This window comes from Streptacidiphilus neutrinimicus (assembly GCF_000787815.1).
Lineage (GTDB): Bacteria > Actinomycetota > Actinomycetes > Streptomycetales > Streptomycetaceae > Streptacidiphilus > Streptacidiphilus neutrinimicus.
Window position 1 is genome coordinate 71,348 of record NZ_BBPO01000014.1, and the last position, 26,932, is coordinate 98,279.

The 26,932-nt window shown below is 73.6% G+C and carries 28 protein-coding genes and 1 pseudogene; 14 read left to right on the plus strand and 15 right to left on the minus strand.

Annotation, left to right across the window (positions count from 1 at the left end):
- Nucleotides 1–69: 69 nt before the first annotated feature.
- Nucleotides 70–1,920 carry a gamma-glutamyltransferase family protein gene (locus TR48_RS12110; RefSeq protein WP_042366080.1) on the minus strand — a complete coding sequence of 617 codons (1,851 nt, stop codon included), beginning with the start codon at nt 1,918–1,920 and terminating at the stop codon, nt 70–72.
- 499 nt (nt 1,921–2,419) lie between these two features.
- Between TR48_RS12110 and TR48_RS12115 the strand changes: the two genes are divergently transcribed.
- The 5 genes from TR48_RS12115 (at nt 2,420) to TR48_RS12135 (ending at nt 7,451) form a co-directional block, all read left to right on the plus strand.
- Nucleotides 2,420–2,842, plus strand: a complete 423-nt coding sequence (locus TR48_RS12115) for an SSI family serine proteinase inhibitor (protein WP_042366081.1) — start codon at nt 2,420–2,422, stop codon at nt 2,840–2,842.
- Nucleotides 2,843–2,852: 10 nt separating this feature from the next.
- Nucleotides 2,853–3,083, plus strand: a complete 231-nt coding sequence (locus tag TR48_RS12120) for a hypothetical protein (protein WP_042366082.1) — start codon at nt 2,853–2,855, stop codon at nt 3,081–3,083.
- 111 nt (nt 3,084–3,194) lie between these two features.
- Nucleotides 3,195–3,770, plus strand: coding sequence for an adenylate kinase (locus tag TR48_RS12125; protein WP_042366083.1), 576 nt, complete (start codon nt 3,195–3,197; stop codon nt 3,768–3,770).
- A 168-nt stretch (nt 3,771–3,938) separates the two neighbouring features.
- Nucleotides 3,939–6,470: a SpoIIE family protein phosphatase gene (locus tag TR48_RS12130; RefSeq protein WP_042366084.1), complete on the plus strand. Its 2,532-nt coding sequence runs from the start codon at nt 3,939–3,941 to the stop codon at nt 6,468–6,470.
- Between the two features lie 90 nt (nt 6,471–6,560).
- The gene (locus TR48_RS12135) at nt 6,561–7,451 is read left to right on the plus strand and encodes an NAD-dependent protein deacetylase (RefSeq protein ID WP_042366085.1); all 891 of its coding nucleotides are present in this window, start codon (nt 6,561–6,563) and stop codon (nt 7,449–7,451) included.
- Between the two features lie 191 nt (nt 7,452–7,642).
- On the opposite strand, the gene TR48_RS46800 is transcribed toward TR48_RS12135, so the two are convergent.
- The 4 genes from TR48_RS46800 to TR48_RS12155 all read right to left on the minus strand — a co-directional run bounded on the left by TR48_RS46800 (nt 7,643) and on the right by TR48_RS12155 (nt 9,654).
- On the minus strand, nt 7,643–8,212 hold the full coding sequence (locus TR48_RS46800) for a Clp protease N-terminal domain-containing protein (protein ID WP_042366086.1): 570 nt from the start codon (nt 8,210–8,212) through the stop codon (nt 7,643–7,645).
- Between the two features lie 2 nt (nt 8,213–8,214).
- A complete protein-coding gene (locus tag TR48_RS12145) occupies nt 8,215–8,451 on the minus strand; it encodes a hypothetical protein (protein ID WP_042366087.1) in 237 nt (78 codons plus the stop codon).
- A 71-nt stretch (nt 8,452–8,522) separates the two neighbouring features.
- Complete coding sequence (locus TR48_RS12150; RefSeq protein WP_052442606.1) at nt 8,523–8,804, minus strand: hypothetical protein; 282 nt, start codon at nt 8,802–8,804, stop codon at nt 8,523–8,525.
- 199 nt (nt 8,805–9,003) lie between these two features.
- Nucleotides 9,004–9,654, minus strand: coding sequence for a TetR/AcrR family transcriptional regulator (locus TR48_RS12155; protein WP_042366088.1), 651 nt, complete (start codon nt 9,652–9,654; stop codon nt 9,004–9,006).
- A 109-nt stretch (nt 9,655–9,763) separates the two neighbouring features.
- Here TR48_RS12155 and TR48_RS12160 point away from each other — a divergent pair, with 109 nt between their 5' ends.
- Entirely contained in the window at nt 9,764–10,795 is a 1,032-nt protein-coding gene (locus tag TR48_RS12160) for a medium chain dehydrogenase/reductase family protein (RefSeq protein ID WP_042366089.1), read from the plus strand.
- Nucleotides 10,796–10,845: 50 nt separating this feature from the next.
- Here TR48_RS12160 and TR48_RS12165 read toward each other — a convergent pair whose 3' ends face one another.
- Nucleotides 10,846–11,322 (minus strand): MarR family winged helix-turn-helix transcriptional regulator, encoded by a 477-nt coding sequence (locus TR48_RS12165; protein ID WP_042366090.1) that lies wholly within the window; start codon nt 11,320–11,322, stop codon nt 10,846–10,848.
- Nucleotides 11,323–11,389: 67 nt separating this feature from the next.
- Between TR48_RS12165 and TR48_RS12170 the strand changes: the two genes are divergently transcribed.
- Together TR48_RS12170 and TR48_RS12175 are read left to right on the plus strand one after the other, a co-directional pair.
- A complete protein-coding gene (locus TR48_RS12170) occupies nt 11,390–12,343 on the plus strand; it encodes an alpha/beta hydrolase (protein ID WP_042366091.1) in 954 nt (317 codons plus the stop codon).
- 59 nt (nt 12,344–12,402) lie between these two features.
- Nucleotides 12,403–13,212, plus strand: coding sequence for an MBL fold metallo-hydrolase (locus TR48_RS12175; RefSeq protein WP_042366092.1), 810 nt, complete (start codon nt 12,403–12,405; stop codon nt 13,210–13,212).
- A gap of 45 nt (nt 13,213–13,257) precedes the next feature.
- On the opposite strand, the gene TR48_RS12180 is transcribed toward TR48_RS12175, so the two are convergent.
- Nucleotides 13,258–15,684, minus strand: a complete 2,427-nt coding sequence (locus TR48_RS12180; RefSeq protein ID WP_084729272.1) for an ABC transporter permease — start codon at nt 15,682–15,684, stop codon at nt 13,258–13,260.
- Nucleotides 15,681–16,409 carry an ABC transporter ATP-binding protein gene (locus tag TR48_RS12185; protein WP_042366144.1) on the minus strand — a complete coding sequence of 243 codons (729 nt, stop codon included), beginning with the start codon at nt 16,407–16,409 and terminating at the stop codon, nt 15,681–15,683. Before TR48_RS12185 ends, TR48_RS12180 begins: the two co-directional genes overlap by 4 nt.
- 198 nt (nt 16,410–16,607) lie before the next feature.
- Between TR48_RS12185 and TR48_RS12190 the strand changes: the two genes are divergently transcribed.
- Nucleotides 16,608–17,852, plus strand: a complete 1,245-nt coding sequence (locus TR48_RS12190; protein ID WP_042366093.1) for a sensor histidine kinase — start codon at nt 16,608–16,610, stop codon at nt 17,850–17,852.
- A complete protein-coding gene (locus TR48_RS12195) occupies nt 17,849–18,565 on the plus strand; it encodes a response regulator (protein ID WP_042366094.1) in 717 nt (238 codons plus the stop codon). Before TR48_RS12190 ends, TR48_RS12195 begins: the two co-directional genes overlap by 4 nt.
- A 57-nt stretch (nt 18,566–18,622) precedes the next feature.
- Here the strand turns inward: TR48_RS12195 and TR48_RS12200 are convergent, their stop codons facing one another.
- Nucleotides 18,623–19,852: a serine hydrolase domain-containing protein gene (locus TR48_RS12200; RefSeq protein ID WP_152627929.1), complete on the minus strand. Its 1,230-nt coding sequence runs from the start codon at nt 19,850–19,852 to the stop codon at nt 18,623–18,625.
- A 646-nt stretch (nt 19,853–20,498) separates the two neighbouring features.
- Nucleotides 20,499–20,600, minus strand: a pseudogene (locus TR48_RS46975) (HAD domain-containing protein); the annotation flags it as partial.
- A 148-nt stretch (nt 20,601–20,748) separates the two neighbouring features.
- Here TR48_RS46975 and TR48_RS12205 point away from each other — a divergent pair.
- A complete protein-coding gene (locus TR48_RS12205) occupies nt 20,749–20,979 on the plus strand; it encodes a hypothetical protein (protein WP_042366095.1) in 231 nt (76 codons plus the stop codon).
- A gap of 23 nt (nt 20,980–21,002) precedes the next feature.
- On the opposite strand, the gene TR48_RS12210 is transcribed toward TR48_RS12205, so the two are convergent.
- The 4 genes from TR48_RS12210 to TR48_RS12225 form a co-directional block, all read right to left on the minus strand.
- Nucleotides 21,003–21,410 (minus strand): hypothetical protein, encoded by a 408-nt coding sequence (locus TR48_RS12210; protein ID WP_152627931.1) that lies wholly within the window; start codon nt 21,408–21,410, stop codon nt 21,003–21,005.
- Between the two features lie 164 nt (nt 21,411–21,574).
- A complete protein-coding gene (locus TR48_RS12215; RefSeq protein ID WP_042366097.1) occupies nt 21,575–22,387 on the minus strand; it encodes an SAM-dependent methyltransferase in 813 nt (270 codons plus the stop codon).
- Between the two features lie 60 nt (nt 22,388–22,447).
- The gene (locus TR48_RS12220; protein WP_042366098.1) at nt 22,448–22,714 is read right to left on the minus strand and encodes a DUF397 domain-containing protein; all 267 of its coding nucleotides are present in this window, start codon (nt 22,712–22,714) and stop codon (nt 22,448–22,450) included.
- On the minus strand, nt 22,711–23,583 hold the full coding sequence (locus tag TR48_RS12225; protein WP_042366146.1) for a Sco1979 family transcriptional regulator: 873 nt from the start codon (nt 23,581–23,583) through the stop codon (nt 22,711–22,713). Before TR48_RS12225 ends, TR48_RS12220 begins: the two co-directional genes overlap by 4 nt.
- A 157-nt stretch (nt 23,584–23,740) precedes the next feature.
- Here TR48_RS12225 and TR48_RS12230 point away from each other — a divergent pair, with 157 nt between their 5' ends.
- Nucleotides 23,741–24,196 (plus strand): ATP-binding protein, encoded by a 456-nt coding sequence (locus tag TR48_RS12230; RefSeq protein ID WP_084729282.1) that lies wholly within the window; start codon nt 23,741–23,743, stop codon nt 24,194–24,196.
- 3 nt (nt 24,197–24,199) lie between these two features.
- Here the strand turns inward: TR48_RS12230 and TR48_RS12235 are convergent, their stop codons facing one another.
- Nucleotides 24,200–24,556 carry a DUF8825 domain-containing protein gene (locus TR48_RS12235; protein ID WP_042366099.1) on the minus strand — a complete coding sequence of 119 codons (357 nt, stop codon included), beginning with the start codon at nt 24,554–24,556 and terminating at the stop codon, nt 24,200–24,202.
- A 454-nt stretch (nt 24,557–25,010) separates the two neighbouring features.
- Between TR48_RS12235 and TR48_RS12240 the strand changes: the two genes are divergently transcribed.
- Together TR48_RS12240 and TR48_RS12245 are read left to right on the plus strand one after the other, a co-directional pair.
- Nucleotides 25,011–25,628 carry a hypothetical protein gene (locus TR48_RS12240; protein ID WP_042366100.1) on the plus strand — a complete coding sequence of 206 codons (618 nt, stop codon included), beginning with the start codon at nt 25,011–25,013 and terminating at the stop codon, nt 25,626–25,628.
- 42 nt (nt 25,629–25,670) lie between these two features.
- The gene (locus tag TR48_RS12245) at nt 25,671–26,846 is read left to right on the plus strand and encodes an AI-2E family transporter (protein WP_236652112.1); all 1,176 of its coding nucleotides are present in this window, start codon (nt 25,671–25,673) and stop codon (nt 26,844–26,846) included.
- Nucleotides 26,847–26,932: the final 86 nt, after the last annotated feature.

Below are 26,932 nucleotides of genomic sequence, written 5' to 3' on the forward strand. Positions count from 1 at the left end.
GGGGCCCGGCGGCCGCGCGGGGCCCGGCAGGGAGGCCGGGGCCCGCGCGCCTACCGGGCCCGGTGGGGTTCAGCGCCCCACCGCGTAGCCCTGCATGCCGCGCGGGTTGGCGGCGGCCGAGAGCACACCGGTGCGCGGATCGCGGGCGACCGCGCACAGGCGGCCCTCCGACCAGGGGTCGGCGAGGGTGACCTGGTGGCCGCGGGCCCGGAGCTCGGCCGCCACCCCGGTGCCGATCCGGTCCTCGACGACGAGGCTGCCGGGCCGCATGCCACGCGGATAGAAGGAGCTGGGGAAGGCGTCGGTGTGCCAGTTGGGGGCGTCGACCGCACCCTGCAGGTCCAGGTGTCCGGCGACCTCGGGGCGCAGCGCCACCGCCAGGAAGAAGTGCAGGCTCCACTGGTCCTGCTGGTCCCCGCCCGGGGTGCCGAAGGCCATGACCGGCTCGCCGTCGCGCAGCGCAAGCGAAGGGGTGAGCGTCGTGCGCGGCCGGCGGCCGGGGGTGAGCGAGTTGGGCAGGCCCTCCTCGAGCCAGGCCATCTGGAGCCGGGTGCCGAGCGGGAAGCCGAGCTCGGGGACGACCGGGTTGGACTGCAGCCAGCCGCCGCTGGGCGTGGCGGAGACCAGGTTGCCCCAGCGGTCCACCACGTCGAGGTGGCAGGTGTCTCCTCGGGTGAGCCCGTCGCGGGCGACGGTCGGCTCACCCGCCCCGGCGAGCAGCATGCCGGAGGGCAGCGCCCCGGAGGGCGGCGTGCCGAGCGCGTCGAAGCCGTCGTCGGCCACGGCCGCGGCCAGGCGCTCGATGTGGGCGGGCAGGCGCGGGCGCTGTCCCGCCGGGGAGCCGGGTCGCAGCTCCAGGCTCGCCCGGTCCCCGATCAGGGTCCGGCGGGCGGCGTTGTACTCCCGGGAGAGCAGCGCGTCGAGCGGGACCTCGGCCGCGTCGCCGTACCAGGCCTCGCGGTCGGCCATGGCCAGCTTGGTGGTCTCGACCAGGGCGTGCACGTAGCCCGCCGAGCCGTACGCGGTCGCGCCGGTGCCGAAGTCGTCCGGGAGCAGGGCGAGTTGCTGCAGCAGCGCGGGGCCCTGGCTCCACGGTCCCGCCTTGCACACCGTCCAGCCGTTCCAGTCGAGGGTCACCGGCGCCTCGTACCCGGCCCGGTAGGAGGCGAGGTCGTCGCCGGTCAGGACGCCGACGTGGCGCTCGCCGGAGGTGTCCGTGGTCGGCCGGGCGGCGGCGCGGACCAGTGCCTCGGCGACGAAGCCCTCGCGCCAGACGCGGCGGGCGGCCTCGATCTGCGCCTCCCGGTCCGCCCCCGCCGCCTCGGCCTCGGCGATGACGCGCCGCCAGGTGGCCGCGAGGGCGGGGTTGCGCAGCAGTTCGCCGCCGCGCGGGGCGCGGCCGCCGGGCAGGTAGAGGGCGGCGGAGCTGGTCCACTCCCGCTCGAACAGTTCGCGCACGGTCTCGACAGTGGCGCCGACGCGCTGCAGCGCCGGATGCCCGGACTCGGCGTAGTGGACGGCGTAGCGCAGTACGTCGGCCGGGCGGCGGGTGCCGTGGTCGCGCAGCACCAGCATCCACGCGTCGAAGGCCCCCGGCACGGCGGCGGCCAGCGGGCCGGTGCCGGGTACCAGGTCCAGGCCGAGCCCGGTGTAGTGGGCCGTCGTGGCCCCCGCAGGAGCCGGTCCCTGACCGCACAGCACCGTGGGCACTCCGCCCGCCGGGGCCAGGATGACGGGTACCTCCCCGGCCGGTCCGTTCAAGTGCGGCTCGACGACGTGCAGCACGAAACCGGCCGCCACGGCGGCGTCGAACGCGTTCCCGCCGTCCTCGAGGACGGCCATCGCGCACTGCGAGGCGAGCCAGTGCGTGGTGGAGACCATGCCGAAGGTGCCCTGGAGGGTGGGACGGGTGGTGAACATCCGTGAGTACTCCCAGCGTGCGTGAGGCGTCCAGCGTGCGAGAGGCAGGGCGGCCACTCTGACATGAAAGTGGCACCCATGGGGAGAGGGCATTACCCATGGAGATCACCGGCCTGGATCACCACTCGGCCCCCGGCGCGAAAGCGCTCGCGCGGCGCGCATGCCGGACACATGCCGGACGTTCGGGCGTGGCCGGTCCGCCGGGCTTGCGCGGGCGCGCGGAACCGCCCCGGTCGTCCCCGCGCCCGCGCGCGGACGCGGGGATCGCGGGACGGAGCTGGGCCCCCGCCCGCACCGAGCGTGCGTCAGGAACCCACCGCACGCGGAGCGAGCGGGACAGAACGGAACACGGCGAGTCTGATTCCGGCCATTATGACATGTGCATGACATGACCTGTTCGGCCCATCAACTGCACGACGTGACAAAACCCTGTGGCAGTGTCCTCGCTCGGGACGAACCGACCGCTCAGACGGTCACGGAACGCAGCTCGGAGGACACCATGCGTCACATCTCGCGCCGACTGGCCACCACCGCCCTTCTCACCGCCACGGGTCTGATCGCGCCGGCCGCACCCCTGGCCCTGGCCGATCCCACCCCCGGGACGACGGGCCCCTCGGTGCTGGTGCTGACAGTGACCCCCGGCACCCCGGACGCACCGGGGGTCGGCCACTCGGCCGTGCTCCAGTGCGGCGACAAGCCGGGTGGGACCCACCCGACGCCCGCCGCCGCCTGCGCGGCACTGCGGGCCGACGGGCTCGACTTCACCTCCAGGCCCACGGTCCAGATCATGTGTCCCGACATCGTCCGCCCCGTCACCGTCGCCGCCACCGGCGTCTGGGACGGCACACCGGTGGACTACCAGCACACCTACACCAACGAGTGCCTGATGCAGCGCGCGACCGGCGTGCTGTTCGCCCTCTGATCGGAGTGCCATGCAGAGCTCACCCACGTTCCTGAGAAACACCGGCCGACACGACGGCAGCGTGGAGCGGTGGCTCCACGACCTCACGGGCTTCGTGGTCGCGGGGATCGCCCGGCTCGACCGCCCGTGGCAGGAACACGCGCGGCGCAACGCCTTCGAGGCGGTTGCCGCGCTCCGCAGAGACCGCAGGGAGCGCCTCTTCTTCCCCGCCCCCCAGCGCACCGCACCGACCTCGCGCTGATCGAACCGCACACCCGGATCGGGTACGCCGATCGGGTATACCGCACCCTGGCGCCGGGAACAGATGGACGATCAGATGCCATCCTCCGCCACGAAAGGCCCCCGACGTCAGATGCGACTCGTCCTCATCGGCCCGCCCGGAGCGGGCAAGGGCACCCAGGCAGCCATGCTGAGCTCCGCCTTGGGCGTCCCCCACATCTCCACCGGCGACCTCTTCCGTCGGCACCGCGACCTGGGCACGCCGCTCGGGCGGGAGGCGGAGCGCTACCTGGACGCAGGTGAGCTGGTGCCGGACGCGGTCACCGTCGGCATGGTGCGGCTGCGCCTCGACGAGCCCGACGCCCGGCACGGGTTCATCCTGGACGGCTTCCCGCGGACGGTCCCTCAGGCCGACGGACTCGCCCTGCTCCTGGACGAGTCCGCGGTGAAGCTCGACGCCGTCGTCGAGTTCACCGCGCCCGAGGACGTCCTGGTCGGCCGGCTGCTCGCCCGCGGGCGTCCGGACGACACCGAGGACGTCGTCCGCAACCGTCAGCACGTGTACCGCCGTGACACCGCCCCGCTGCTGGCCTACTACGCCGACCTGCTGCTCTCGGTCGACGCGGTGGGCGGAGCGGAGGAGATCGCCGACGAGGTGCTGACCCGCCTCCAGGCGGCACCGCAATCCGAACGCCGCCGCGGACGCTGATCGGCTCACGGTCCGGGCCGCCCCGGGGCCCGGACCGCCGCACCTCCCGCCTCCCCCTCGGCGGCCCCGCCCGCACGTGCTCCCCGCGTGCACGTGCGGGGCCGCCACCTGCGGTTTCGCCTTGACACACCAGGAGGCCGAGCGTACAGAGAAGGGGTGCGCCAGGATGTGCCCGATGATCCGGGAGGGGCGGCCGGGACCGGCCGTCGCGGCGGCGGAGCCGGTGGACCCACGTCGGCCGCCGACCGCCACTGCGACGACCTGCTGGCCGACGCGGTGGAACGCACGGTGCGGGGCACCGGCGCCTACGGCGCCATGGTCTACCTGCGCTCGCGCGACCGCCGCTCGCTGGTGCTGAGCACCGTCGTGGGCGTGCCCGTCGCCACGCTGGAGCCGTTCCGCAGGGTCTCGGTCAAAGGCGCGCTGCCGGGGGCGCTGGCCTTCCGGTCCCGGCGCACCGTGCACCTGGCGGGGCCCGAGGAGACCATGCGCCGCTTCCCGCAGCTGCTGATGGGCCTGCCCTACGCCTTCGCGTCCGCCTACACCCCGGTGATGGACGGCGAGGAGGTCTTCGGTGTGCTGTGCGCGCTGTGGCCGGCCACCGACCAGGGCGTGCCCGCGACGGCGCGCCGGCACCTGCGGCAGACGGCGCGGCGGCTCGGCGGGGAGCTCTCCAAGCTGCTCGCCGACGGCGGGACCGTCGAGGGCCGGACCACGGTCGTGGAGCTGCCCTGGCTGACGGGCCAGGCCGTCCGGCTGGGCCTGTTCGACCTGGACCTCGAGACCCGCGCGCTCGACCTCGACGACGCACTGTGCTCGCTGTTCGGCCTCGCCCCGGGAACCCGTGACAGCCGGGCCGAGGCGCTCGCCGCCGCGATCGCCCCCGACGACCTGCCGAGGGTCCGGGCCGCGCTGCGGCGCGCCTACCGCACGGGCCGGTTCCCGCCGCTGCTCCTGCGGGTCGTGGACGCCTCGCAGCACGTCCGGCCGGTCCAGGTCTGGGCGCGGGTGCGCGAGGGGGTCACCCACGGCGTGCGCGGACCGCACTTGGTCGGCGCGGTGCTCGACGTCGGGTCCACCGCCGCTGCCGCCCAGACGGTCGAACGGATGCGGCAGGGCGTCTTCTCGCTCGACGGCGACGGCCGGGTCCTGTACGCCAACCTCGGCGCCGAGCTGATGCTGGGGGTCCGTCGGGAGACGCTGCTGGGCAAGACCCTGTGGGAGATGCTCCCCTGGCTCGGCGACCCGGTGCACGAGGACCGCTACCGGGCGGCGGCGATCTCCCGGCAGCCCACCGCCTTCCTGGCCTGCCGCCCGCCGGACCGCTGGCTGGCGTTCACCCTGCAACCGGACGCCCAGGGCATGACCGGCACGGTCGTGCCGGGGGCGCTTCCCTCGGGCGGCCAGGGCCTGCGGGCGGCTGAGGGCGGCGCGGTGCCGGTGGCCCAGACCGGGGAGGCGGCCAGGCCCGGGGGCGCGGGCGCGATCTACCACCTGCTCCAGCTGGCCGGCGCCCTGGCGCAGGCGGTGTCGGTCCGTGAGGTGTGCGCGGCGGTGGCCGAGCAGATCGTGCCCGCGTTCGGCGGCCAGGAGCTGGCGATCTACGTGGTCAAGGAGAACCGGCTGCACCTGGCCCTCCAGGTGGGCTATCCGGAGGGCTTCCTCGATCCGTTCGAGGGCACGCCCATGCGCGCGCGGCTCCCCGGGGTGGACACGCTGACCAGCGGCGCCCCGATCTTCTTCGCGTCCGTCGACGAGCTCGCCGGGGCCTACCCGGGCATCCCGCTGGACCAGATGTGCGCGTGGGCGTTCCTGCCGCTGATCGCCTCCGGGCACCCGGTCGGCAGCTGCATCCTCGGCTTCGACGAGCCGCACCCGTTCACCTCGGAGGAGCGCGGCGTGCTGACCGCCCTCGGGGGCCTGATCGCGCAGGCGCTGGAGCGCGCCCGGCTGTACGACGCGGAGTTCGCCCTCGCCCGGGGCCTGCAGCAGGCGCTGCTCCCCCACGCCCTGCCCCGGCTGGACGCGGTGCGCATCGCCGCCCGCTACCTGCCCGGCACGCGCGGGATGGAGATCGGCGGCGACTGGTACGACGCGATCGTCACCGACCGCGGGCTCTGCCTGGTCATCGGCGACGTCGAGGGCCACAGCGTGGCGGCGGCCGGCGTCATGGGACAGCTGCGCAGCGCGGTCCGCGCGTTCGTGGCCAGCGGGCACCCGCTGGAGCAGGTACTGGAGCACGTCAACCAGCTTCTGCCCGACCTCGGCTCGGGGCTGCTGGCCAGCTGCTGCCTGGTCGAGCTGGACCCCGTCTCGGGCCGGGCCCAGGGGGTCCGCGCAGGTCATCTGCCGCCGCTGCTGCGTCACCCCGACGGCCGCACCGACGTGCTCGACCTGGGCGGCGGGGTGCTGCTGGGCGTGGACCCGCGGGCCACCTTCCCGGTCGAGGAGGTGGTGCTCACCCCCGGCTCGGTGCTGGCCCTGTACACGGACGGCCTGGTCGAACGCCCGGACGGCCCGATCGACCACGGCATCGACCGGCTGCGCGCCGCGTTGGCGCACGCCGACGTGTCCTCCCTGGAGCAGCTCGCCGACCGGCTGCTCGCGGACGCGCTGCCCGCGACCAGTCGCCTGGACGACGTGGCGATGCTGCTGGCCTCGGTCGACCGCTGGGGCCCTGGCCGCCTGACGCCCGGCTGACACGTCCACCACGACGTCGCCCGGGCCGCCCCGACATCGAGCGGGCCTGGCGACCACTCGGACGGGTGAGGATCGCCGTACTCTGCATGCATGCGGATGCGACCAACCCTGACCTGGACGCCCACCGGCCCCCCGCAGGCCCCGGCGGCGACCAGCGTGGAGGCCGTCGCCTCGGTCGTGGGCGAGGGCCGCGTCCTGGTCCTGAGCGGCGCCGGGCTGTCCACCGAGTCCGGGATCCCCGACTACCGCGGGGAGGGCGGCACGCTGCGCCGCCACACCCCGATGACCTACCAGGACTTCGTCGGGAGCGACGAGGCCCGCCGCCGCTACTGGGCGCGTAGCCATCTGGGCTGGCGCGCGATGACCGGCGCCCACCCCAACTCCGGCCACCACGCCGTGACCACGCTGGCCCGGCACGGCTACCTCACCGGCGTGGTCACCCAGAATGTGGACGGCCTGCACCGCGCCGCAGGGACGGCCGAGCTCGTCGAGACCGTCGAGCTGCACGGCAGCCTCGACCGCGTCGTCTGCCTCGGGTGCCGCGAGACCACCGCGCGCGCGGAGCTCGACCGCCGCCTGCGGGAGGCGAACCCGGACTTCGCGGCGACCGCCACGCGGATCAACCCGGACGGCGACGCGGACCTGCCTGACGCCCTCGTACGCGCCTTCCGTCCCGTCCCCTGCGCCGCCTGCGGCGGCGGGACGCTCAAGCCCGACGTCGTCTTCTTCGGCGAGAACGTCCCGCGCCCTCGGGTGGACCAGTGCTACCGCCTGGTGGACGGCTCCGACGCCGTACTCGTCCTCGGCTCCTCGCTGACGGTCCTCTCCGGCCTGCGCTTCGTCCGCCGCGCGGCCGAGACCGGCACCCCGGTGCTCATCATCAACCAGGGCGCCACCCGCGGCGACACTCACGCTGCCCACCGCGTCGACCTCCCGCTCGGCCACGCCCTCACCGAACTCACGCGCCTGCTGGGGCTCTAGCCGAAAGCGCAGGCGGAAAAGAAGTGCCCCGGCCGAGCACGACGGCCGGGGCTGAGACCCCGCACACGGGGGTACGGCGGGGTCCTGGTTCGATGGTCCCCGAACCGGAGGGCGGGGCGGTACCTCCGCCCGGCGGTCAGGACACCGCCGATCGTCGGATTCGAGTAGTGCAGAGGCGTGCTGACCGACCCTCAGACGAGAGTCGCGCGGACGCGCTCGGACAGCGCGGCGAGATCGAAGCCGTGCGCCCGCACGAGTCGGGTGGCCGGGGAGTCCTCGACGCGCAGCAGCCCGAGCAGGAGGTGGCCGGGGAGGATCTCCCGGCTCTTCAGCGCGAGGGCCTCGCGCAGCGAGAGCTCCAGGGCCTTCTTGGCCTGGGGGGTGAACGGGAGGTGCCCGCCGGTCAGGCTTCCGCTGCCGCGCCGACGGCGGCCGGCCGCGCCCCCGGCGCCACTGAGGGCGCCGACGCCGAAGACCGCCTCCACCTTCTCGCGCACCGCGTCGAGGTCGATGCCGATGGTGTCCAGCGCCTCGGCGTCCAGCTCGGGGCCGGGCGCCGCGCGCCGACCGCGGACCGTGTCGCGGGCGGTCCGCAGGTCGAGTCCGCCCTCGACGAGCACCGCCACGGCGGCGTCGTCCGGCAGTCCGAGCAGGCCCAGCATGAGGTGTTCCGGGCCGGTCGTGGAGCTCTCCAGCATCCGCGCCTCCTCCTGGGCGAGGACGACAGCGCGCCTGCAACCGGCGGTGAACCGCTCGAACATCGTCAGTCTTCCTTCCTGCGGCCGAAACGGCCGCCGCTGCCGTGCTTCTTGTGGACCGCCTGGCGGCTGACGCCGAGGCAGTCGGCGATCATCTGCCACGTCCATCCCTGCGCGCGGGCGTTGCCGACCTGCAGGTCCTCCAGCCGCTCGGCCAGCTCACGCAGGGCGCGCACGGCCTTCAGCCCGACCGCCGGATCGCGGCTGCTCGCGGCGTCCGCGAGCGTCCTGGTTTCGCTCATGCCTGTCAATGTAGGTTGACAGAGAAGGCCCTGTCAACCCTGGTTGACATAGGAGGGGGCGTGCGAGCGGGTCAGCCGGCGCGCAGCACCGCGTCGCAGTCGAGACAGTGCCGACTGCGGTGCTCGGGCGGATACCAGGGCGCGCCGGGGCCTGCGGGCACGTAGGGCTCGGGCTCCAGCCCGTCCGTGTCGAGACCGCACAAGGTGCGCGAGAGCGGGTCGCCGGGCGCCTCGGGGTCGGCTGCGGCGGCGTGGACCGCGCGCACGCGGGCGCCGATGTCGGCCTCGCCGACCTCGGCGTCCACCACCTCCGTAGCGGGCTCCAGCTCCAGCAGCACGAGGATCGCGGTCACGACTCGATCGTGCGCCTTCCCCCGCGCCCGCGCATCCGCTGCGAGCCCGCGCGGCCTGCGACATGCGCACGGACCAGCCGCAGGGACGCCGCCCAGGCCGGGGACGGGCGCAGCGCCGATGCCGGCGCGTACAGGACGACGAGCGGCTTGCCGCGCCGATGCCGACGATCGCCCGCCGGGCGCGCGCGCTGACGCGCGGTCAACGCCCGGTCAGGGCGCGGACCTCGGCCTCGTAGAGCTGCTCGGGGTCGAAGCCCATCCCGGCGAAGTGGCCCGCGAGTTCGAGGGATAGCACGCCCGTCAGGCGGGTCCAGAAGGCGAGCGCCAGGCGGAGCGCCGACGGCGGGGCCGGATGCCCGCCGTCCCAGGCGCGGTGCTCCGCGAGATGGACCTCCAGCGCGGAGGGTGCCGAAGCGACGGGGGCCGCGGCCGCGCCGGCGTCCAGGAGGACGGCCATGATCTCGGCGGCGATGGCCGTGGTGTCCTCGGGGGCCTCGTACCCCGGCACCGGCGTGCCGTAGACGAGGAAGTAGCGCTGCGGGTCCGCGAGCGCCCACCCCCGCAGCACCCGCGCCAGCGCGGGGAGGTCGGCGCCCGCCTCCGCCTGGAGGCGGACGGCGTCGGCCAGGCTCCGGTAGGCGTCCCGGACGAGCGCGGTGATCAGCTCGTCCCGGCCGGCGAAGTAGCGGTACAGCGCGGGGCCGCTCAGGCCCATCCGCTTGGCGATCGCGCTCAGCGAGAGCGCCGACGCGCCGGCGGACCGGATCTGCCCCCAGGCATGCGCCTTGATCTCCTCCTGCACCTGGGCCCGATACCGCTCCCTGGGCGTCCCCGCATCCGACTCGACCACAGCCCCACCACCTTTCCGTTAGAGGGTATCACTGATGCTCTTGACTCTTGCGGACGCAATGAGTTAGAACCTATAACGGAAGCAAGAACCTCTACCGATCGGAGTCGTCATGAGCCGCGAACAGCTTGTCCAGGTCGTCCTGCCGGGCATCGTCGAGCCCGAGGGCCTCGAGATCCGCGAGGCCTCCGTCCCGGAGCCGGGGCCGGGCCAGGTCCTGATCGCCACGGAGGCGACCGGCGTGTCCTTCGCCGAGCAGCAGATGCGCCGCGGGCGCTACTACGACCAGCCGCCGTTCCCCTTCGTGCCCGGTTACGACCTGGTGGGCCGCGTCCTGCGCACCGGCCCGGGCGTCGACCGCGGCCTGGCCGGGCGGCGGCTCGCCGCACTGGTCAAGGTGGGCGGCTGGGCCAGCCACGTCCTGGTCGACGCCGGGGACACGGTCGAGGTCCCGGACGGCCTCTCCCCTGCGGAGGCCGAGGCGGTCGTCGTCAACGGCGTCACCGCCTGGCAGATGCTGCACCGCAAGGCGCGCGTCCGGTCCGGTCAGACGGTCCTGGTGCACGGGGCCGGCGGCGGCGTCGGCTCGGTCCTCTCCCAGCTCGCGATCGCCGCCGGGGCGAGGGTCATCGGCACCGCCTCTCCCCGGCACCACGACGGGCTGCGCGCCATCGGCGCGGTTCCGCTCGACTACCGCACCGAGGACATCCCCGGCCAGGTCCGGCGGCTGGCGCCCGGGGGCGTGGGCGCCGTCTTCGACCACCTCGGCGGCCGCAGCGTCGTCGACTCCTGGCGCCTGCTCGCCCCCGGCGGCGCGCTCGTCGCCTACGGCAGCGCCTCCACCCGCGACGACACCGGCTCCAAGCAGTGGCCCGTGCTGAAGATCCTCGCCCGGACCTGGATGTGGAACGCCCTGCCCAACCGCCGGCGGGCGACCTTCTACAACATCTGGGCCGGTCGCGCGCTCGCCAAGGACCGCTTCCGCGCCCGGCTCCGCGCCGACCTCACCGAGGTCTTCGACGCCGTCCGCCGCGGCGGGGTCACCCCGGACATCGGCGCCCAACTCCCGCTCACGCGGGCCGCCGAGGCGCTGCGCCTGGCAGAGTCCGGCACCGCCAGCGGCAAGATCATCCTCGTCCCCTGAGCGGGGCCGCCCCCGTCCGCGCTCCGTGCTCGAGCGCAGCCAGCCCCCGGTCAGCCCGTGGGCAGGCCGACCTGGCCCCGCTCGAGCGCGGAGCGCAGCTCCGAGAGGACCCGTACCGCGGCAAGCCCGGACGGGCCGTCGAGGGCGCCCGCGGTCAGCTCGGCCAGCGTCTCCGCGAAGGTCGCCTCAGCCGCCCCGACGAGCTCCCGCCCGCCGTCGGTCAGCTCCAGCAGCGACGAGCGGCGGTCCGACGGGTTGGGGCGCCGCACGACCCACCCCTGCTTCTCCAGACGGTCGACTCCCTTGCTGGTCGCGCCGATCCCGATGGCGAACTCGGCGGCGACGTCAGCCACTCGGGCGCCGGCGTGGTCGCGCAGGTAGCGCAGGAACTCGAACTGCGAGGTGACGATCGCGTGCCGCTCGCGCAGGCGGTCGTTCAGCGCGTTGTAGAGGCGCGTCTCGCAGCGAACGAGGTCGGCGAAGAAGCCGGGGAGGTCGACCCCGGCACCGCTTGACTTGGACGCCATGGCATATAGTCTGACATAAATTCCTGGGCATATAGTTCTGGGGAATGCACATGCCGTGGAGGCGACGATGAGCAGGCGACAGCGCGCGGAGATCGACGCGATGATCCGGCGGCCCCACCCCGTGGGCCCCAAGTCGGTGGCGGAACTCCGCGCCGGGTTCGAGGCGCTGATGGCCGGGATGATCGTCCCGGCCGGGATCAGCACCCGGGCGGCGTCGCTCGGCGACCGGCGCGCCGTGCTGGTCGAACCGGTGGAGCCGGACGGTGCTCCGCACGCGGGGACGATCCTCTACTTCCACGGCGGCTCCTACGTCGTCGGCTCGCCGGAGACGGCCATGTCGCTGACCGGGAACCTGGTGGCCCGCACCGGCTTCAGGGCGTTCTCGCTGGACTACCGGCTCGCCCCCGAGCACCCGTTCCCGGCCGCCGTCGAGGACGGGGTGAGCGCCTACCGCGCGCTGCTGGACAGCGGCGTGGACCCCGCGGCGATCGCCTTCGCCGGGGACTCCGCGGGCGGCGGCCTCACCGTCACCACCTGCCTCGCCGCCCGCGACGCGGGTCTGCCCCTGCCCGCCGCCCTCGTCGCGTTCTCGCCCGGGCTCGACATGACCCGGACCGGCGCGAGCATGGAGACCCGGGCGGGCGCCGATCCGTTCTTCACGCGCGAGGGCATGGAGCACACCGGAGCCATGTACCTCGCGGGCCAGGACCCGCGCCAGCCGCTGCTCAGTCCCGCCACCCTCGCCGACCTGACCGGCCTGCCCCCGACGCTGCTCCAGGCGGGCACCAACGAGATGCTCCTGGACGACTCCACACGTCTGGCAACCCGGGCGAGGGAGGCCGGCGTCGACGTCGTCCTGGACGTCACCGCCGACGTCCCCCACGTGTTCCAGGCCTTCGCCGGCGTCCTGGACGAGGCCGACCAGGCACTGGACCGCGCCGCCTTCTTCCTCGGCCAGCACCTCCGCCGGCACGTCGGCACCGGCCGCGGCGGCCGCACCGTCTTCGAGCCGACGGGCTGAGGCGCGCCTACGATGGGAGGGCGGTTGCGAGCGGCCCCGTCCCAGGAGGGAGATCGCTCATGCCCGTTCATCGGATCCGGCCCGACGTCAGCGTCCTCGGCGACAGCCTCGAGGTGCCCGGGATCGGGTACATCCCCGTCAACGCCTTCGTGCTCCACGCGGGTCAACCCGTCGTCGTCGACACCGGTCTGGGCCTGCCGGACCGCGACTTCCTGCGGACACTCGCCGAAGTGGTCGACCCGGCCGACGTGCGCTGGATCTGGCTCACGCACCCCGACCGCGACCACACCGGCGGTATCCGGGCGCTCCTGGAGGCAGCCCCGGAGGCGAAGCTGGTGACGACGTTCATCGCGGTCGGGATCATGTCCTGCGAGTCACCGCTGCCGCTGGACCGGATCCATCTGCTCAACCCCGGGCAGTCGCTCGACGTCGGCGACCGGACCCTGACCGCGTTCCGGCCGCCGTTGTTCGACAACCCCGCCACGGTCGGCTTCTTCGACGATCTCACCGGTGTCTGCTTCAGCTCGGACTGCTTCGGCGCGCCGATGCCCACCGCCGACGTCGCCGAGAGCACGGACGCCCGCGGGGTGCCCGCCGAGGACCTGCGTGCCGCGCAGCTGATGTGGGCGAGCGTGGACAGCCCCTGGGTCGAGAACGTCGACCCGAAGCGCTTCTCCGACACCTTCCAGCCGCTGCGGGACCGCGCACCCGAGCTCGTCCTGTCGACGCACCTGCCGGCCGCGGACGGGATCACCGGGCCGATGATCGACACGCTGAGCTCGGCGGCGGGGCTCTCCCCGTTCGTCGGCCCCGACCAGGCGGCGCTGGCCCAGATGCTGGCCGGCTTCGAACCGCCTGCCGGCCCCTGAACGCGGCCCTCGCGCGCAGCGCGGACCTCGCCCGGTGGGCAGCCCTCACTCGGTGCGCAGCGCCACCGCCGTGCGGGTCCGGGCGGCCCAGCCGGCCGGACCCATCGCGCCCAGCACCGCGATGACCAGACCGCCGAGGCCCAGCAGGACCAGCGCGGGCGCCTGGTACACGTCCAGCACCGCGGACGGCAGGCGCAGGCCCGCGCTGTCGCCCATCGCCGGGACCACGATCCGCTGGAGCGCCACCCCGAGCGGCACCCCCAGCGCTCCGCCGACCGCGCCGATGAGGACCACCTGGGCGACCACCATCGACACGGTCTGGCGCGGCGTCATGCCGAGCGCCTTGACCACCCCGAGGTCGTGCACCCGCTCGCGGGTGTCGAGCACCACCGCGTTCAGCACGCCGAGCCCCGCGACGACCACGAGCATCAGGGTGAGCAGCCCCGTCAGGGCGTCCAGCATGATCAGGAGTTGGCTGGCCCCGCCGCCGTCGCCGACCTGCGCGATCGCGCCGGTGGGCCGCAGCGCCGCGTCGAGGGCGCGCACGTAGGCGCTGCGATCGATGCCGGAGGCGAGCGCGACGGAGAAGTAGGCGGCCTTCAGGTGCGGCTCGGCGGCCGCCAGGGTCCTGGCGTCGGTGAGCAGGTCCATGCCCCGGTTCTCGGTGACGAAGACCTCGCCGGTGATCTTCACCGGGACCGCCGTGCCGTGGTCGGTGATCACGACGGTGTCGCCGACCCTGGTCCCGGTGGCGGTCAGGAACGGGGTGGGCGCGACCGCCTCGCCGGGCCGGCGGAACCAGGTGCCGGAGACCATCTGGTAGCCGGCCCAGGAGGCGTCCCCGAGGAAGGCGGTGACGTCGACACTGCCCGTCGTACCGGCCGCGGTGACCTCGGTCTGCGCCACGCCGAAGCAGGCGCGGGTGCCGTGCGTGGCCTCGATCGCCCGGGCCATGGCCGCGGTGTCGACGCCGCCGCGCGCCGCGGGGGCACCGCCGCTCGCGCCGGTGCCGGTCGCCTCGCCTCCGATGGCGGACGGGGCGGCGGGGCCGCCCCACCGCGGCGGGGCCGAGGTGAGCACGGTGACGTCGGCGTTGCTCCTCTTGGCGTCCTGGATGCGCTGCAGGGAGCTGCCGAGGCCGAAGGCGAAGGTGACGGCGGTCGCGCCGAAGAGGATCGCGGTGACCATCGCGACGGCCCGCGCCGGACGGGAGAAGGGCTGCGCGAGGCCGAGCGTCACCGGGCGGGGCAGCGGCAGCGAGCGCGCGACCCGGGCGGCGCGACGGCCGCGTCCGGTCTTCGGCGTACGGCCGACGGCGAGCGCGTCCACGGTGCGCAGCCGGCCGGCGCGCAACGCGGTGACCAGTGCGGTCGCGGACACCATGAGCAGCGTGCCGCCGATCACCGCGACGTCGACCGAGGGAGCGACGGAGAGCGAGGCGGCGCCGTAGAGCTGCTCGGTGGCGGCCAGCACCTGACCGGCCGCCAGGTTGCCGAGCAGGGCGCCGAGCGCCGTCCCGACCGCCGCGGGAATCAGCGCCTGGCCCGTGTACGCCCGCACGACCTGGGCCGGGGTGAAGCCGATGGCCTTCAGGATGCCGATACGCCGGGCTCCCGAGCCGACGGCCCCGGCCACGACGTTGCCGACGATCAGCACGGACATCAGGATGCCCAGCAGACCGAAGGCGGTCAGGAACGGGACGAAGAGCCCGGTGCTGTCGTCGCTGGTGCGCTTGACGTCGAGCCAGGTGCGGCTGCCGCTCAGCGAGCCGGGCGGCGCGAGCGCGGCGACCGCGTCGCGGTCGGCGGCGAGCTGCGCCGTGGTCGACGCGGAGGCGAAGCGGTAGAGCATCTGCAGCCCCGCCTCCGCGCCCTTCGTACCGGTGAGAGCGGAGACGTCCGACGGCTCGACCCAGCCGTCCGCGGTACGGCTGACGGAGCGGGCGACACCGACGACCTCGAGCTCGGTGACGCCGCCGGAGGCGCTCGGGAAGTCGACCTTCTGTCCCAGGCCGAGCTCGGGGCCGGAGTAGTCGGCCGACACGACCAACTGGCCGGGGCCCGAGACCCAGTGGCCCGCGCTCAAGGTGACGTCGTCGACCGGGCCGCCCGCGTCCCCGCGGCCGACCAGCTTCATCGGGTCCATGGTCACGTCGGCCGGCAGGTCCAGCCCCGGACCGCCGGACGGGTCCGCTGTGACGGTCCGGAACGGGCCAGCGGCGGCGGTGACCCCCGCGGCGTGGGCGGTCGCGCCGAGCCGGTCCGCGCTCGCCCCGGCGGAGTCGAACTGGGCCGCGAGGTGCGCGCCGTGCTGTCGGACGAAGGCGTGCTCGAACGGCGCGTCGGAAGCGACCAGCAGCGAGCCGCCCAGCACCGAGGCGGTGACCGCCATCATCGCGGCCAGCCCGGTGACGGCGGTCTGCACCCGGCGACGGCGGACCCCCGCCCGGATGACCCGGCCCAGCGCGCTCATCGGGCCACCGCCCCGGCGCCCTCGACTCCGGCCGCGGCGCCGGGAACCACGCGGGTGTCGGAGGCGATCCGGCCGTCGGCAAGGCGCACGACGCGCGTCGCGCAGCTCGCGGCAAGGCTCTCGTCGTGGGTGACCACGACGACGGTCTGGCCGTCGGCGTGCAGCTCCCGCAGCAGCGCCCTGACCTCCTCGCCGGAGGCGGAGTCCAGCGCGCCGGTCGGCTCGTCCGCCAGCAGCAGCGGCGGACGGTTCATCAGCGCGCGTGCCACCGCGACACGCTGGCGCTCGCCGCCGGACAGCCGACCGGGGTAGGCGCGGGCGTGCCGGGCGATGCCGAGGACGTCCAGCAGTCCGCTCGCATGCCTGCGCGCCTCACCGCGGCCGACGCCTGTCATCTCGGCGGGCAGCACCACGTTGTCGAGGACGGTCAGGTCGTCCAGCAGGTTGAAGAACTGGAAGACCATGCCGACCTTCGCACGGCGGTAGCGTGCCGCACCCGCCTCCCCCAGGGAGTCCACCCGGACGCCGGCGACGGTCACCGTCCCGGCGTCGGGCCGGTCCAGGCCCGCGATCAGGTTCAGCATGGTGGACTTGCCGCTGCCGGAAGGCCCGAGGATCGCCACGGCCTCTCCCGCCCGCACGGTCAGCGAGACGTCGCACAGCGCTGCCGGTCCGTCCACGAAGCGGCGGTGCACTCCGTCCAGTTCGATCACAGGCTCGGTCATGGTCATTTCCCCTTCTCACCCCTCCTGCCCGACGCCGACAACGCTAGGGTCGGGCGGTGACCGGCCACTTCGGCCCCGGGAGGCATATCCGGTACGCCTCACGGACGACGGCCTGCGGGATCATCCTTTTGATGTAGTCGGGAGAGGGAGAGCGTGAGCAGCAGGCCGGGAACCGCAGGTCGGACGGGCCTTCGGGGCTTGCTCCTACCGTCCGCCGATCCGCTTCGCCGCCTGACGCTCCGTCAGCGACTGCTGGACACAGGCCTCGCTCTGGCTTTCGTCCTGGTCGCGGTCCGCTACTCGCTCGAAACGCCCAACCGACCGGCCAGCCCGCTGGCCGTCACCTTGCTGGCGGCGGTCGCGGCCGGGGCGCCCGCCTGGCGCCGCCGGGCTCCACTGGCCGCGCTGTGGCTTCAACTCGCCTGCGACCTGACTCTACTGGCATGCCACGCGTTTCCTGACGTGCTGTTCGCCGTGTCCTTGGTCGGCGCCATCGCGCTCTACAGCGCGGTCGCGCACAGCCCGCACCGGCGGCTGTCCCTGGCCGCAGCCCCCGTCGCCGCCACGGTCCTGGTCCTGCTGATCTCGCGAGCGCGGCTGCCCCACTTCCCCACCTGGGTGGTGGGCGCGCTGTTGCTGTTCCCGGTCGTGGTCGCGGCGCTCGGGCAGCGGCTGTGGGCGCGGCGGGCCGAGGAGAGCCGGGCCCGGGTGCGGGCCCTGGAGCTGGACCGGATCGAGGCGCTGCGCGAGGCCGTCGAGCACGAACGCGCCCGTATCGCCCGCGAACTGCACGACGTGGTGACCCACAACGTCAGCGTCATGGTGATCCAGGCCGGCGCTGCGCGGATGGTCCTCGACCAGAAGCCCGAGCTTGCCAAGGAGGCGCTGCTCGCCATCGAGTCCGGCGGCCGCGCCGCGATGACCGACCTGCGCCACGTGATGGGCCTGCTGACCATGGGCGACTCGGACGTGCCGGAGGGCTCCGGTGGCTTTGCCGCCTCTGCTCGCTCCGGCGTCACCACCTCCGAGGCCGAACTCGCCCCACAGCCCGGCCTGGACGGCCTGGAGGCGCTGGCCGACCGGATCCGGCTGACCGGGATCCGGATCGACCTCGCGGTCACCGGCGAGCGGCGGGCGCTGTCGCCCGGCGTGGAACTGACGGCCTATCGGGTCGTTCAGGAGGCCCTGACCAACATGGTCAAGCACGCAGCGGGAGCCACCGCGTTCGTCCAGGTCGACTACGGCACACAGGAGTTGTCGGTCGTCGTGGCGAACACCGAGGGACGCCCCGGCGCGGCCGCCGCCACCGGCAGCGGCAGGGGCCTGCTCGGACTGCGCGAACGCGTCGCCCTCTACGGTGGGACCTTGCAGACCGGCCCCCGACTCACCGGCGGCTACCGCGTGAAGGCGCTGATTCCGCTGGACTCCCTGGAGGACGCATGACCACCCCGCTGCGCGTCGTGATCGCCGACGACCAGGCACTCGTGCGCACCGGCTTCACGATGATCCTGGGCGCTCAGGGGATCGAGGTCGTCGCCGAGGCCGACACCGGCACGGCCGCCGTCCAGGCGGTCCGCCGCACCCTGCCGGACGTGGTGCTGATGGACGTCCGCATGCCCGAGATGGACGGCCTCGAAGCGACCCGGCGGATCCTCGCTTCGGACGGGGAACACGTCCCACGGGTGATCATCCTGACCACCTTCGACCTCGACCAGTACGTCTACGCCGCCCTCAACGCCGGCGCGAGCGGCTTCCTGCTCAAGGACATCCGGCCCGAACACCTCGTCACCGCCGTCCGCACCGTCCAGACCGGCGACGCGCTGCTCGCCCCGGCCATCACCCGCCGCCTCATCTCCCGCTTCGCCCAGCGCGACGACGCCTCCCTCCCGGGCGGCGGCCCGGACCGGGCCAGCCAGCACAGCCGTCTCTCCTCCCTCACCCCGCGCGAGACCGAGGTCCTCCTCCTGATCGCCCAGGGCCTCAGCAACAGCGAACTCGCCGCCCACCTGCACCTCTCCGAAGCCACCGTCAAGACCCACGTCGCCCGCATCCTCGCCAAACTCCAGCTCCGCGACCGTGTCCAGGCCGTCGTCCTGGCCTACCAGACCGGCCTCGTCACCCCGACCCTCGACCCTCAGCCGACCACCCGCCCCTGACGCAAGCTTCGGACCTCGTCGCGCACTGCGGCGTTCTCGTCTGCCTGCTGGCTGGCGTCAGAAGGGGCCGAGCGTCAGGGGGTTGGACGGGACGAGGCGCTGGGAGATGGCCTCGGCGACGTTGGTGGCGGGGTTGGGGACGGTGGCCGGGGTGGCGGGGGTGTCCGTGGCCGAGACGGCGATGGTGAGGTGGCGGGCGGGCAGGTAGGCCATGATCGCGGCGTAGCCGAGGAAGGAGGGGTTCTGGATGATCCAGCCGTTCACCACGATCACGGACATGCCGAAGTGCGCGGCCCTGGTCTGCGGGAAGCAGAGCGGGCAGCGCGTCGTCTTCTTGCCGAGCCCGATCGTGCCGGGGTTGAGCAGCGTCCGGTAGCCCTGGCGGGTGAGCGTCCGGCCCGATCCGATGCCCTCGCCCGAGCGGGCGAGGTCGCAGACATCCTGGGTGATGACCGCGCCCGGCGCGGTGGTCCAGGAGGGGTTCCAGAAGGTCGACTCCTCGTACGTCCCGCGCGCGGAGGTGAAGGCGTGCAGCACCGGGGTCGGGATCTCGGGGGTGTAGCCGTTCGACGTCGCGCGCAGCCCGAGAGGGCGGTAGATGCGCTGTTCGAGCAGATGATCGAGCCGGGTGTGGGTGATCCGCTGCAGCGCCTCGCCCAGCAGCACGAAGTTGGCGTGCGAGTAGCTGATGTTGGTGCCGGGCCTGTAGAGCAGCGTTCTCAGGTTCGCGTAGCGCAGGACCTCCTCGGGCGTCCAGTGCTGGAACGGGTGCGCCAGCAGGGCGGCCTGGAACGCGGGGTTCTTGACGTAGTCCTGGAAGCCGGAGGTGGTGCTGCCGAGCATCCGCAGCGTGATCCGGTGGGCGTACGGGACCTCCGGCAGCCAGCGTGAGATGGGGTCGTCGAGGCTGATCCGCTTCTCGTCGGCGAGCTGCAGCAGGATCGTGCCCATGTAGCTGATGCCCACGGAGCCCGCGCGGAAGCGCATGTCGGGGCGGGCCGGGACGGAGGTCATCGACGTCCCCAGGGCTCCGGTCCACACGTCACGGCCGTTCTCGGTCACCCGGGCCACCACGGCCTGGAGCTTCAGGTCGCGCCCGGCCTTCCGGACGGCGTCCTGCACGACGCGGGCCTGGCCACGTGCCGGGTCCGCGGAGGCGGCGCAGTCGGATCCGCGACCCGCGCCGGCGGCGGAGGCGTCGGCCGCGCCGGCGGTCCCCGCCAGGAGCGGGGCCGTGGAGAGCAGCAGCGCGGCGGCGCACAGCAGTGCGGTTCGCTTACGAGTCATGCTTCACCATCCGTGCCCACCCCCTCGAGCCCGCGCAGGACACTCCCACCGCCACCCCGATGGCCCACGACGGGAGGGCCGCCCGCACGCATGATGCGATGCGGCGGACGCCGCATCCCACCGGAGGTGTTCCCGTCGGAGCGTCAGTGGCCCGACGCGGAGGCGCAGCGGCGGCTGAGCCGCCGCAGCGGGGCCGGGGCCCACCGGGCGCGGGAGCCGGTGATGCGGAAGAAGCCCGGCACCGAAGGCCTGGAACAAACAGCCGCCGGGGTTATTGACGGCAGGTGAGGTCCGGGCGGCGGCCACGGAAGAACGGGGTGCGGTGCTCCGCTCCGTGGAGCACCGCACCCCGTTGCCCGCGGCCGGGGGGATAACCGCGGGCGCCTCCGAGCAGGCCCCGCCGAGGTGAGGAACCGGCGGGACCCGGGCCCGTGAGCACGAACCCGCGCACCAGCATCGCCGCGCGCGACCGCCTCGCCGCGCGGCGCGACACGCGCGCACGGAACCGGCACAACATGCGCACGGGACTGTCGCCGGGGTCGCGGCGCCTCAGGCGACCCGGCCGACGGCGGCGCGCGCAGCGCACCGGCGCAGCGCCCGCTCGCCCAGCACCAACGCGACGAGAGCGAGGACGAAGGCGGCGACGGGGCCGAGGTGGGTCGGGGGAGCCCGGCGCGGGCCCGCCGAAGGGGATCAGCGGGCCGTCGACATCGAGAAACAACAATGGCCGAAGCCCCCCGCCAACCACGTCCACGATCCGCACCGTACCCTCCCCCGACCGGCCCGTGGCCCGCTGGCCGGTCGGTGCATAAACGGTGCGTATGCGCACCAGATTCGTGCAGCTCTGGTGCAGGCAGGACGAGATGTGATCGACCGAGAAGAGAGAAGGGCGTGCCATGACCGAGCTTCCCCCGCACCCGAACAGCGAGCGGTTCTCCGTGACGCTGTGCCCGCCTGCGGTGACGGCCGTGAACGAGCTGGCCGAGAGCGGCCAGGTGAGTAAGTCCGATGTCGTCAACCGGGCGCTGCTGCTGCTCGACTTCGTCGAGCGCGAGCGGGCGAAGGGGCACGACCTGATGATCAGGAACAACGACAGCGGAGCGCTGGAGCGCATCCACATCCTGTGACCCTCGGCTTGCCTGAAACAGCCTCAGAAGCAGTTCAGGAGCGAGAGGTCCGCCATCGCGCAGAGCAGGTGGCCGCCGTGGGCGGCCGGGAGGAAGTCGGTGGGGTGGGTGAACGGGCCCGTGATGAGCAGGAGTTCGCCGCGGGCGCGGGCCGTGCGGCGCCAGGGGCGGGTGGACAGGAGCGGCCCGCTGTACCAGAGGCGGCCGTCGGGCGCGGTGACGGCGAGGTGGAGGTCGTTCAGGATCGCCTGCCAGCGGGGGGCGCCCTCCAGGCCGGAGGCCGCCTCCGCCGGGAGCCAGCCGGTCGCGGGCGGGTGGTCCGGGCGCGAGGGGAAGACGAGTGTGGGGTGGCTGCGCCACAGCTCCGGCCAGACGGCCATCGCCTCGGCGTAAGGATCGGGCCACCCGCCCGGCGCGGGCATCGAGGTCACCACGGCCGCCCTGCCGAATCAGGGCCGTGCCGCCCCAGCGCCGCCTCGGGGCGGCGTCGGGGCTGCGGTCGCGCCGTGGGCGCACCGGCTGGAGGGGTCATCTGAGGCTGAGGCATGTCGTTCCCCGAGCGGGAGGGGCGAGGCGGCCCCCGGCGGCGTGGGGGTCAGGGCTTGATGCCCACCCCGACCCACAGGCTGACCTCGGCGTCGGTGGGCTCCTCCGCCGACGCGGCGTCCGGGCGCCAGCGGTGCCCGACGGAGATTCCCGGCTCCAGCAGGTCCAGGCCCTCGAAGAAGCCCGCGACCTCCTCGCGCGCGCGGAACTGGACCGGAGTGCCGGCGCCGTTGTAGACGTCCTCGACCTTCTCCCAGCTGACCGGGTCGAAGTCGGGGGTGCAGTGGCTGATCGCCAGCGCGCTGCCGGAGGGCAGCGCGCCGAGGAGGGTCCGCACGATGCGGTGCGGATCCTGCGCGTCCGGGACGAAGTGCAGCAGCGCGTTCAGGGACAGGGCGACCGGCCGTTCGAGGTCGAGGACCTCGGACAGCTCGGGGCTGGCCAGCAGCGACTCCGGGTCGTTGACGTCCGCCTCGATGTAGGTGGTGCGCCCCTCGGACGTGCTGCGCATCAGGCGCTCGGCGTACTTGAGCACCAGCGGGTCGTTGTCGGCGTAGACCACGCGCGCGGCCGGCGCGACCGACTGGGCGACCTGGTGCAGGTTCGGCTCGGTCGGGATCCCGGTGCCGATGTCCAGCCACTGGCGGATGCCGTGCTCGCGCGCGAGGACGCGGGTGGCGCGGTGCATGAACGCGCGGTTCTCGCGGGCGCAGGTGAAGATGCTGGGATACACCGCGACGACCCGTTCCGCGGCCTGGGCGTCGACCTCGAAGTGGTCCTTGCCGCCCAGGTAGTAGTCGTACATCCGGGCGGAATGCGGCCTGTTGGTGTCGAGGCCCCTCGCGGGACGGGTGTCGCTCATCGGTTCCCCTTCGATTCGAACGTCGGTGTGGTGCGCGCCGACCGGGCCCTGGGGCCTGTCTCAGCCGGCCAGCAGGTGGTCCGCGAGGCCCGCCTTGGCTCCCTGGATGAACGCGCCGATCTCCTCGGTGGTGTAGATCAACGCGGGGCCGGCGGGGTCGGTGGACTGCCGCAGCGCGACGCGGCCGTCGGCCAGTCGCTTCGCCTCGACACACTGTCCGCCGTTGGGGCCGCTCCAAGGCTTCTCCCAGCCCTGCTCGCCGAGTTCGGGGGCCGGCATCCCGTTGTAGACCGCTCTGTCGGCGCCCGCACTGTCGGTGGTGGTCATGAGTACTCCTTACGCATGCGGTTGAGCAGAGACTTGCTCTGCGCGGACGAGGTCAGCAGCGCCATCCGGTTGTGCGCCTCGAGATGGGCGACGACGTCCGCGCGCTGGTCCAGGTAGACCGAGGCGGACAGGATCTCGCTGTAGACGACGTCGGGCAGCTCCCGCTCCTGGAAGCGGAAGTAGGTGAAGGGCGCGCACGCTCCCACGTGGGCGCCCGCGGTGAACGGGACGACGTCGATGCTGACGTGGTCGCGTTCCATGGCCGTGAGCAGCACGTCGATCTGGTCGCGCATCACGTCGGCGCTGCCGACGACGCGATGGAGGACGGCCTCCTCCATGACCACCCACAGGGTGGGCGCGTCGGGGCCGTCCAGCAGGCCCTGCCGCCGCAGCCGCAGGTCCACCCGCCGGTCCAGCTCCTCCTCGGAGTCGTTGGGGAAGCCGCCCTGCAGGACCGCCCGCGCGTAGGCGTGCGTCTGCACCAGGCCGGGGACGTAGTGCGGTTCGTAGGTGCGCAGCGTGACGGCCCCGGACTCGAGGCTCACGTAGGCCGAGAACCAGCCGGGCAGCACGTCACGGTAGGCGTACCACCAGCCGGGCTCGTTGGCCTGCTCGGCCAGCGCGATGAACTCCTCGATCTCCTGCGCGTCCGCGCCGTACTTCTCCAGCAGCCGTTCCACGTACAGGGGTTTGAGGGCGACCTCGGCTTTCTCCAGGCGGCGCACGGTCAATGGGGTCACACGCAGGGCCTTGGCCGCTGCTTCGAGCGAGACGCCCGCGGCCACCCGCCGCTCCTGCAGCCGCCGGCCGAGGATCATGCGCAGCACGGTGGGCGCGCCCGTGCCGGCCGTCGAACGGTTCTCGGACACGTGCTCCACCTCCCCGACGATCTGTCGACTCGTCGATCCGTCAGCGTTCCGATTTTGACAGAGACTTGGCATTGATGACACCAGGAGGATGACATCGCGCTGAAATTATCAGGGAGTTGGTTGCGCCGTGCGCGGGGCGGCGAGCATAGTCGGATCCGTGAGTGCTCACCGACAGCAGACGACCGAGCTCCTGCCCTCCCGGCACTTAGCCACGGCGGGCCTACGACGATCCCACTGGCTGGAGCTCCCGGCTCAGCGCTCCAGCGTCGGCATCGCGCGGCACCGCCTCACCGAACACCTGGATGCCTGGTCCGTGCCCAGGCGGACGCTTGACGACGCGGCTCTGCTGCTGTCCGAGCTGGCCACCAACGCCGTGGTGCACACGGCAAGCACGAGAATCCTGTGCGGCGTCGCCCTCTCCCCCGACGGCCGCCTGCGCATCGAGGTCCACGACGACCACGGTGTGTGCTGCGAGGCCCCCGATGCCCCGAACCTCGACGAGGAGAGCGGCCGGGGCCTGCTCATCGTCCAGGCCCTCGCGGAGTCCTGGGGCGTGAAACCCTCTGCCACCACCGACGGCAAGGTCGTCTGGGCGACGCTGAAGGCCGCCTGAGCGTCAGCAGCCAGGGCTCCCGTCCGGGCTTCGGTCCTGGCCCCGGTCCGCGCGCCTGCGCGCGGCGGTCTTGCGCGCCTGCGCGGTCTCCCTGGCGCAGCCCGCGGCGTGGGCCCGGACGGTCGTCGGGTGCTGGCGCACCGCGGTGCGCAGGTCCTGCACCGCCTGCCGCAGCCTGCCGAACTCCGCTATGTCCTCCTCCGTCCACCGAGCCCGCTGGAGTGCCTGCCGCGGCTCGGGGAACCGCGCGCGGTACTCGGCGGTCTTGCTCTGCGCGAAGTCGGCGAGCGCATTGTCCGCCGCATCCAACTCACGTTGGAGCTGGACGAGGTCGTCCGGGGCTGGAAGGGCGTCGGGCATATGACAGAGCTTACGAAGTCGACACGATGACGTCACTAGGCGTCCGATAAGTGACGTAGCGTCATCAATGGGCGGCAAATGCGGTGTTGGGACTCCACCATACCCCGGCCCCAGCCCTCCCACGCCCCGATCCGCCAGGCTCGACCCCCGCCCCGGCGTCGGCTTCACCCGCGCACCCCCGCCCCCGCCCCCGGCGTCGGCTTCCTCCGCGCACCCTTTCCCGTCCCGGACGGGCGGCAGGCGGCGCCGGGGCGGCTCGCCCCAGGACTCCCGCAGGACACCCGAACGGCCGCACCGCCGCCTTGTCACCCGTTCGGGCCATGCCGGACGGAGCATCAGGTGTCGCGGGGCGGGAGGTGTGCACGTGTAATCGGAAGGGCGCTCCGTCGCCGGACCGGCCGCGGACACCCACGCAGGCGACGCCCAGGCGAGTCCGAGTCGGAGAGGACCACAGATGTCGAGCACGAGGCGACCCATCTTCCACTACACCGCGGGCATCACCGCCGCTCTGGCACTCTTCGCGCTCGGCGTGCTCGGACTCAGCGCCTGCACCAGCTCCGCCGCGGGCAACTTCTCGGGCAGCACCGTCATGACCACCCAGCCGCCGGCCACCGGGAACTTCTCCGGGAACGCACCCTCGGCGCTCCAGTCGCTCGCCTCGGCGGGTCAGGCCTCCGCCGCGTCCGCCTCGGCGTCCATGGAGGCGCGGGCCTCCGCGTTCGCCTCCTCCGTCGCTGCCGAGTCCGCCCGCACGCAAGCCGCCTACCAGGGGGCTCTGAAGAACGTCACGGGGCGCGGGAACGCGACCGCGGACGTCTTCCTCACCGGACTGCCGAAGGCGCAGACCGGCGGCCTCAACGCCGCGATCGTGAACATCACGAACCACACCGGTCCCACCGCCTCATTCGCCGTGCAGGTCGACTGGACCGACACCTCGGGGCACGTGGTCGACAGCGTCGTGGTCGGCACCGAGCATCTCGCCCCCGGGGCGAAGGCCACACCGGTCGCGTTCAGCTCGAAGGACGCCAACCTGACCCTGATCCCGATGGTCGCCAAGGCCCAGCGCTTCTGAGCCGCCGCCGGGACCGGGGACGGGGAGGGGAGAGGAGACCGAGTGGCGCACCGGACGGCTCGACCGCCGAGGCCGGCGCCCCGGCGCCGCGGCACCCCGCAGTTCCCCGCGGCCCTGGACCGGCTCGCCCGCGGGGCGCGGCGGGTGCGGGTCGTCGACCTTGACCGGGTCACCTCCGGTCCGCACGTGCCGCGCAGCCTGCTGGTGGTCACGGGCTGGGCCTGGCGTCTGCTGGTGCTCGGCACGGCGGCGTACGTGGTGTTCCGGCTGCTGGCGAGGTTCCAGCCGGTCGCCGTCGCGATCTTCCTCGCGCTGGTGATCGCGGCGTTGCTGCGTCCGCTGGCGGACCGTCTGCACCGGGTGATGCCCAGGATCTGGGCCGTCATCTGCGCCTACGTGCTGTGCGTGGTCCTGATCGCCGGGGGCTTCGCCCTGACGGGCTTCCTGGTGGCCGGCGAGTCGGGGCATGTGACGACGCAGTTCGACTCCGGCATCCACCGCCTGGAGGTGTGGCTGGAGGGCGCGCCGTTCCACGTGCGCCCGACCGCGCTGACGGACCTGCAGCACAAGGTCACCACGTTCATCTCGGCCCACCGGACCACGCTCATCCAGAGCGCCCTGAGCGGCGCGACGCAGGTGGTGGAGGCGCTGACGGTGGCGGCGCTCGGCCTGTTCTGCTCGGTGTTCTTCGTTCATTCGGGCGAACGCATGTGGGCGTGGTTCCGCGACCAGCTGCCGGCGGGCGGGCGCGCGGGCTGGGACCGGGCCGGACGGGCGGCGTGGCGCACCTTCGCCGGCTACATCCGCGGCATCATCCTCGTGGCCGGGACCAACGCGATCCTGGTCGGCATCGCGCTGTTCGCGCTGGGCGTCCCCTTCGCCGTGCCGCTGGCGGTACTGGAGTTCCTGGCGGCGTTCGTGCCGCTGATCGGCTCCCCTTTCGCGCTCGCCGTCGCGAGCGTGGTCGCGCTGGCCGCCAAGGGTCCGGTGACGGCGCTGATCGTGCTGGCCCTCATCGTCGTCATCGGGCAGATCGAGGGCCATCTGCTGCACCCGCTCATCATGAGCTGGGCGGTGCGGCTGCACCCGGTCGTGGTCGCCGTCTCCGTCATCCTCGGCACCATCGCGCTCGGCTTCGTCGGCGCGGTCGTGGCCGTGCCGTTCGTCTCCGTCGCCTGGGCCGTCATCCAGGCCGTGCGCACTCCGGCCCCCGACTGACCCGCGACCGCCTCCACCCTGCAGTCCGCTCAACCTCCCTCCCGCCGGCCGCCATCGGCCCGGCCACCCTCCTGGCCGCCCGTCGG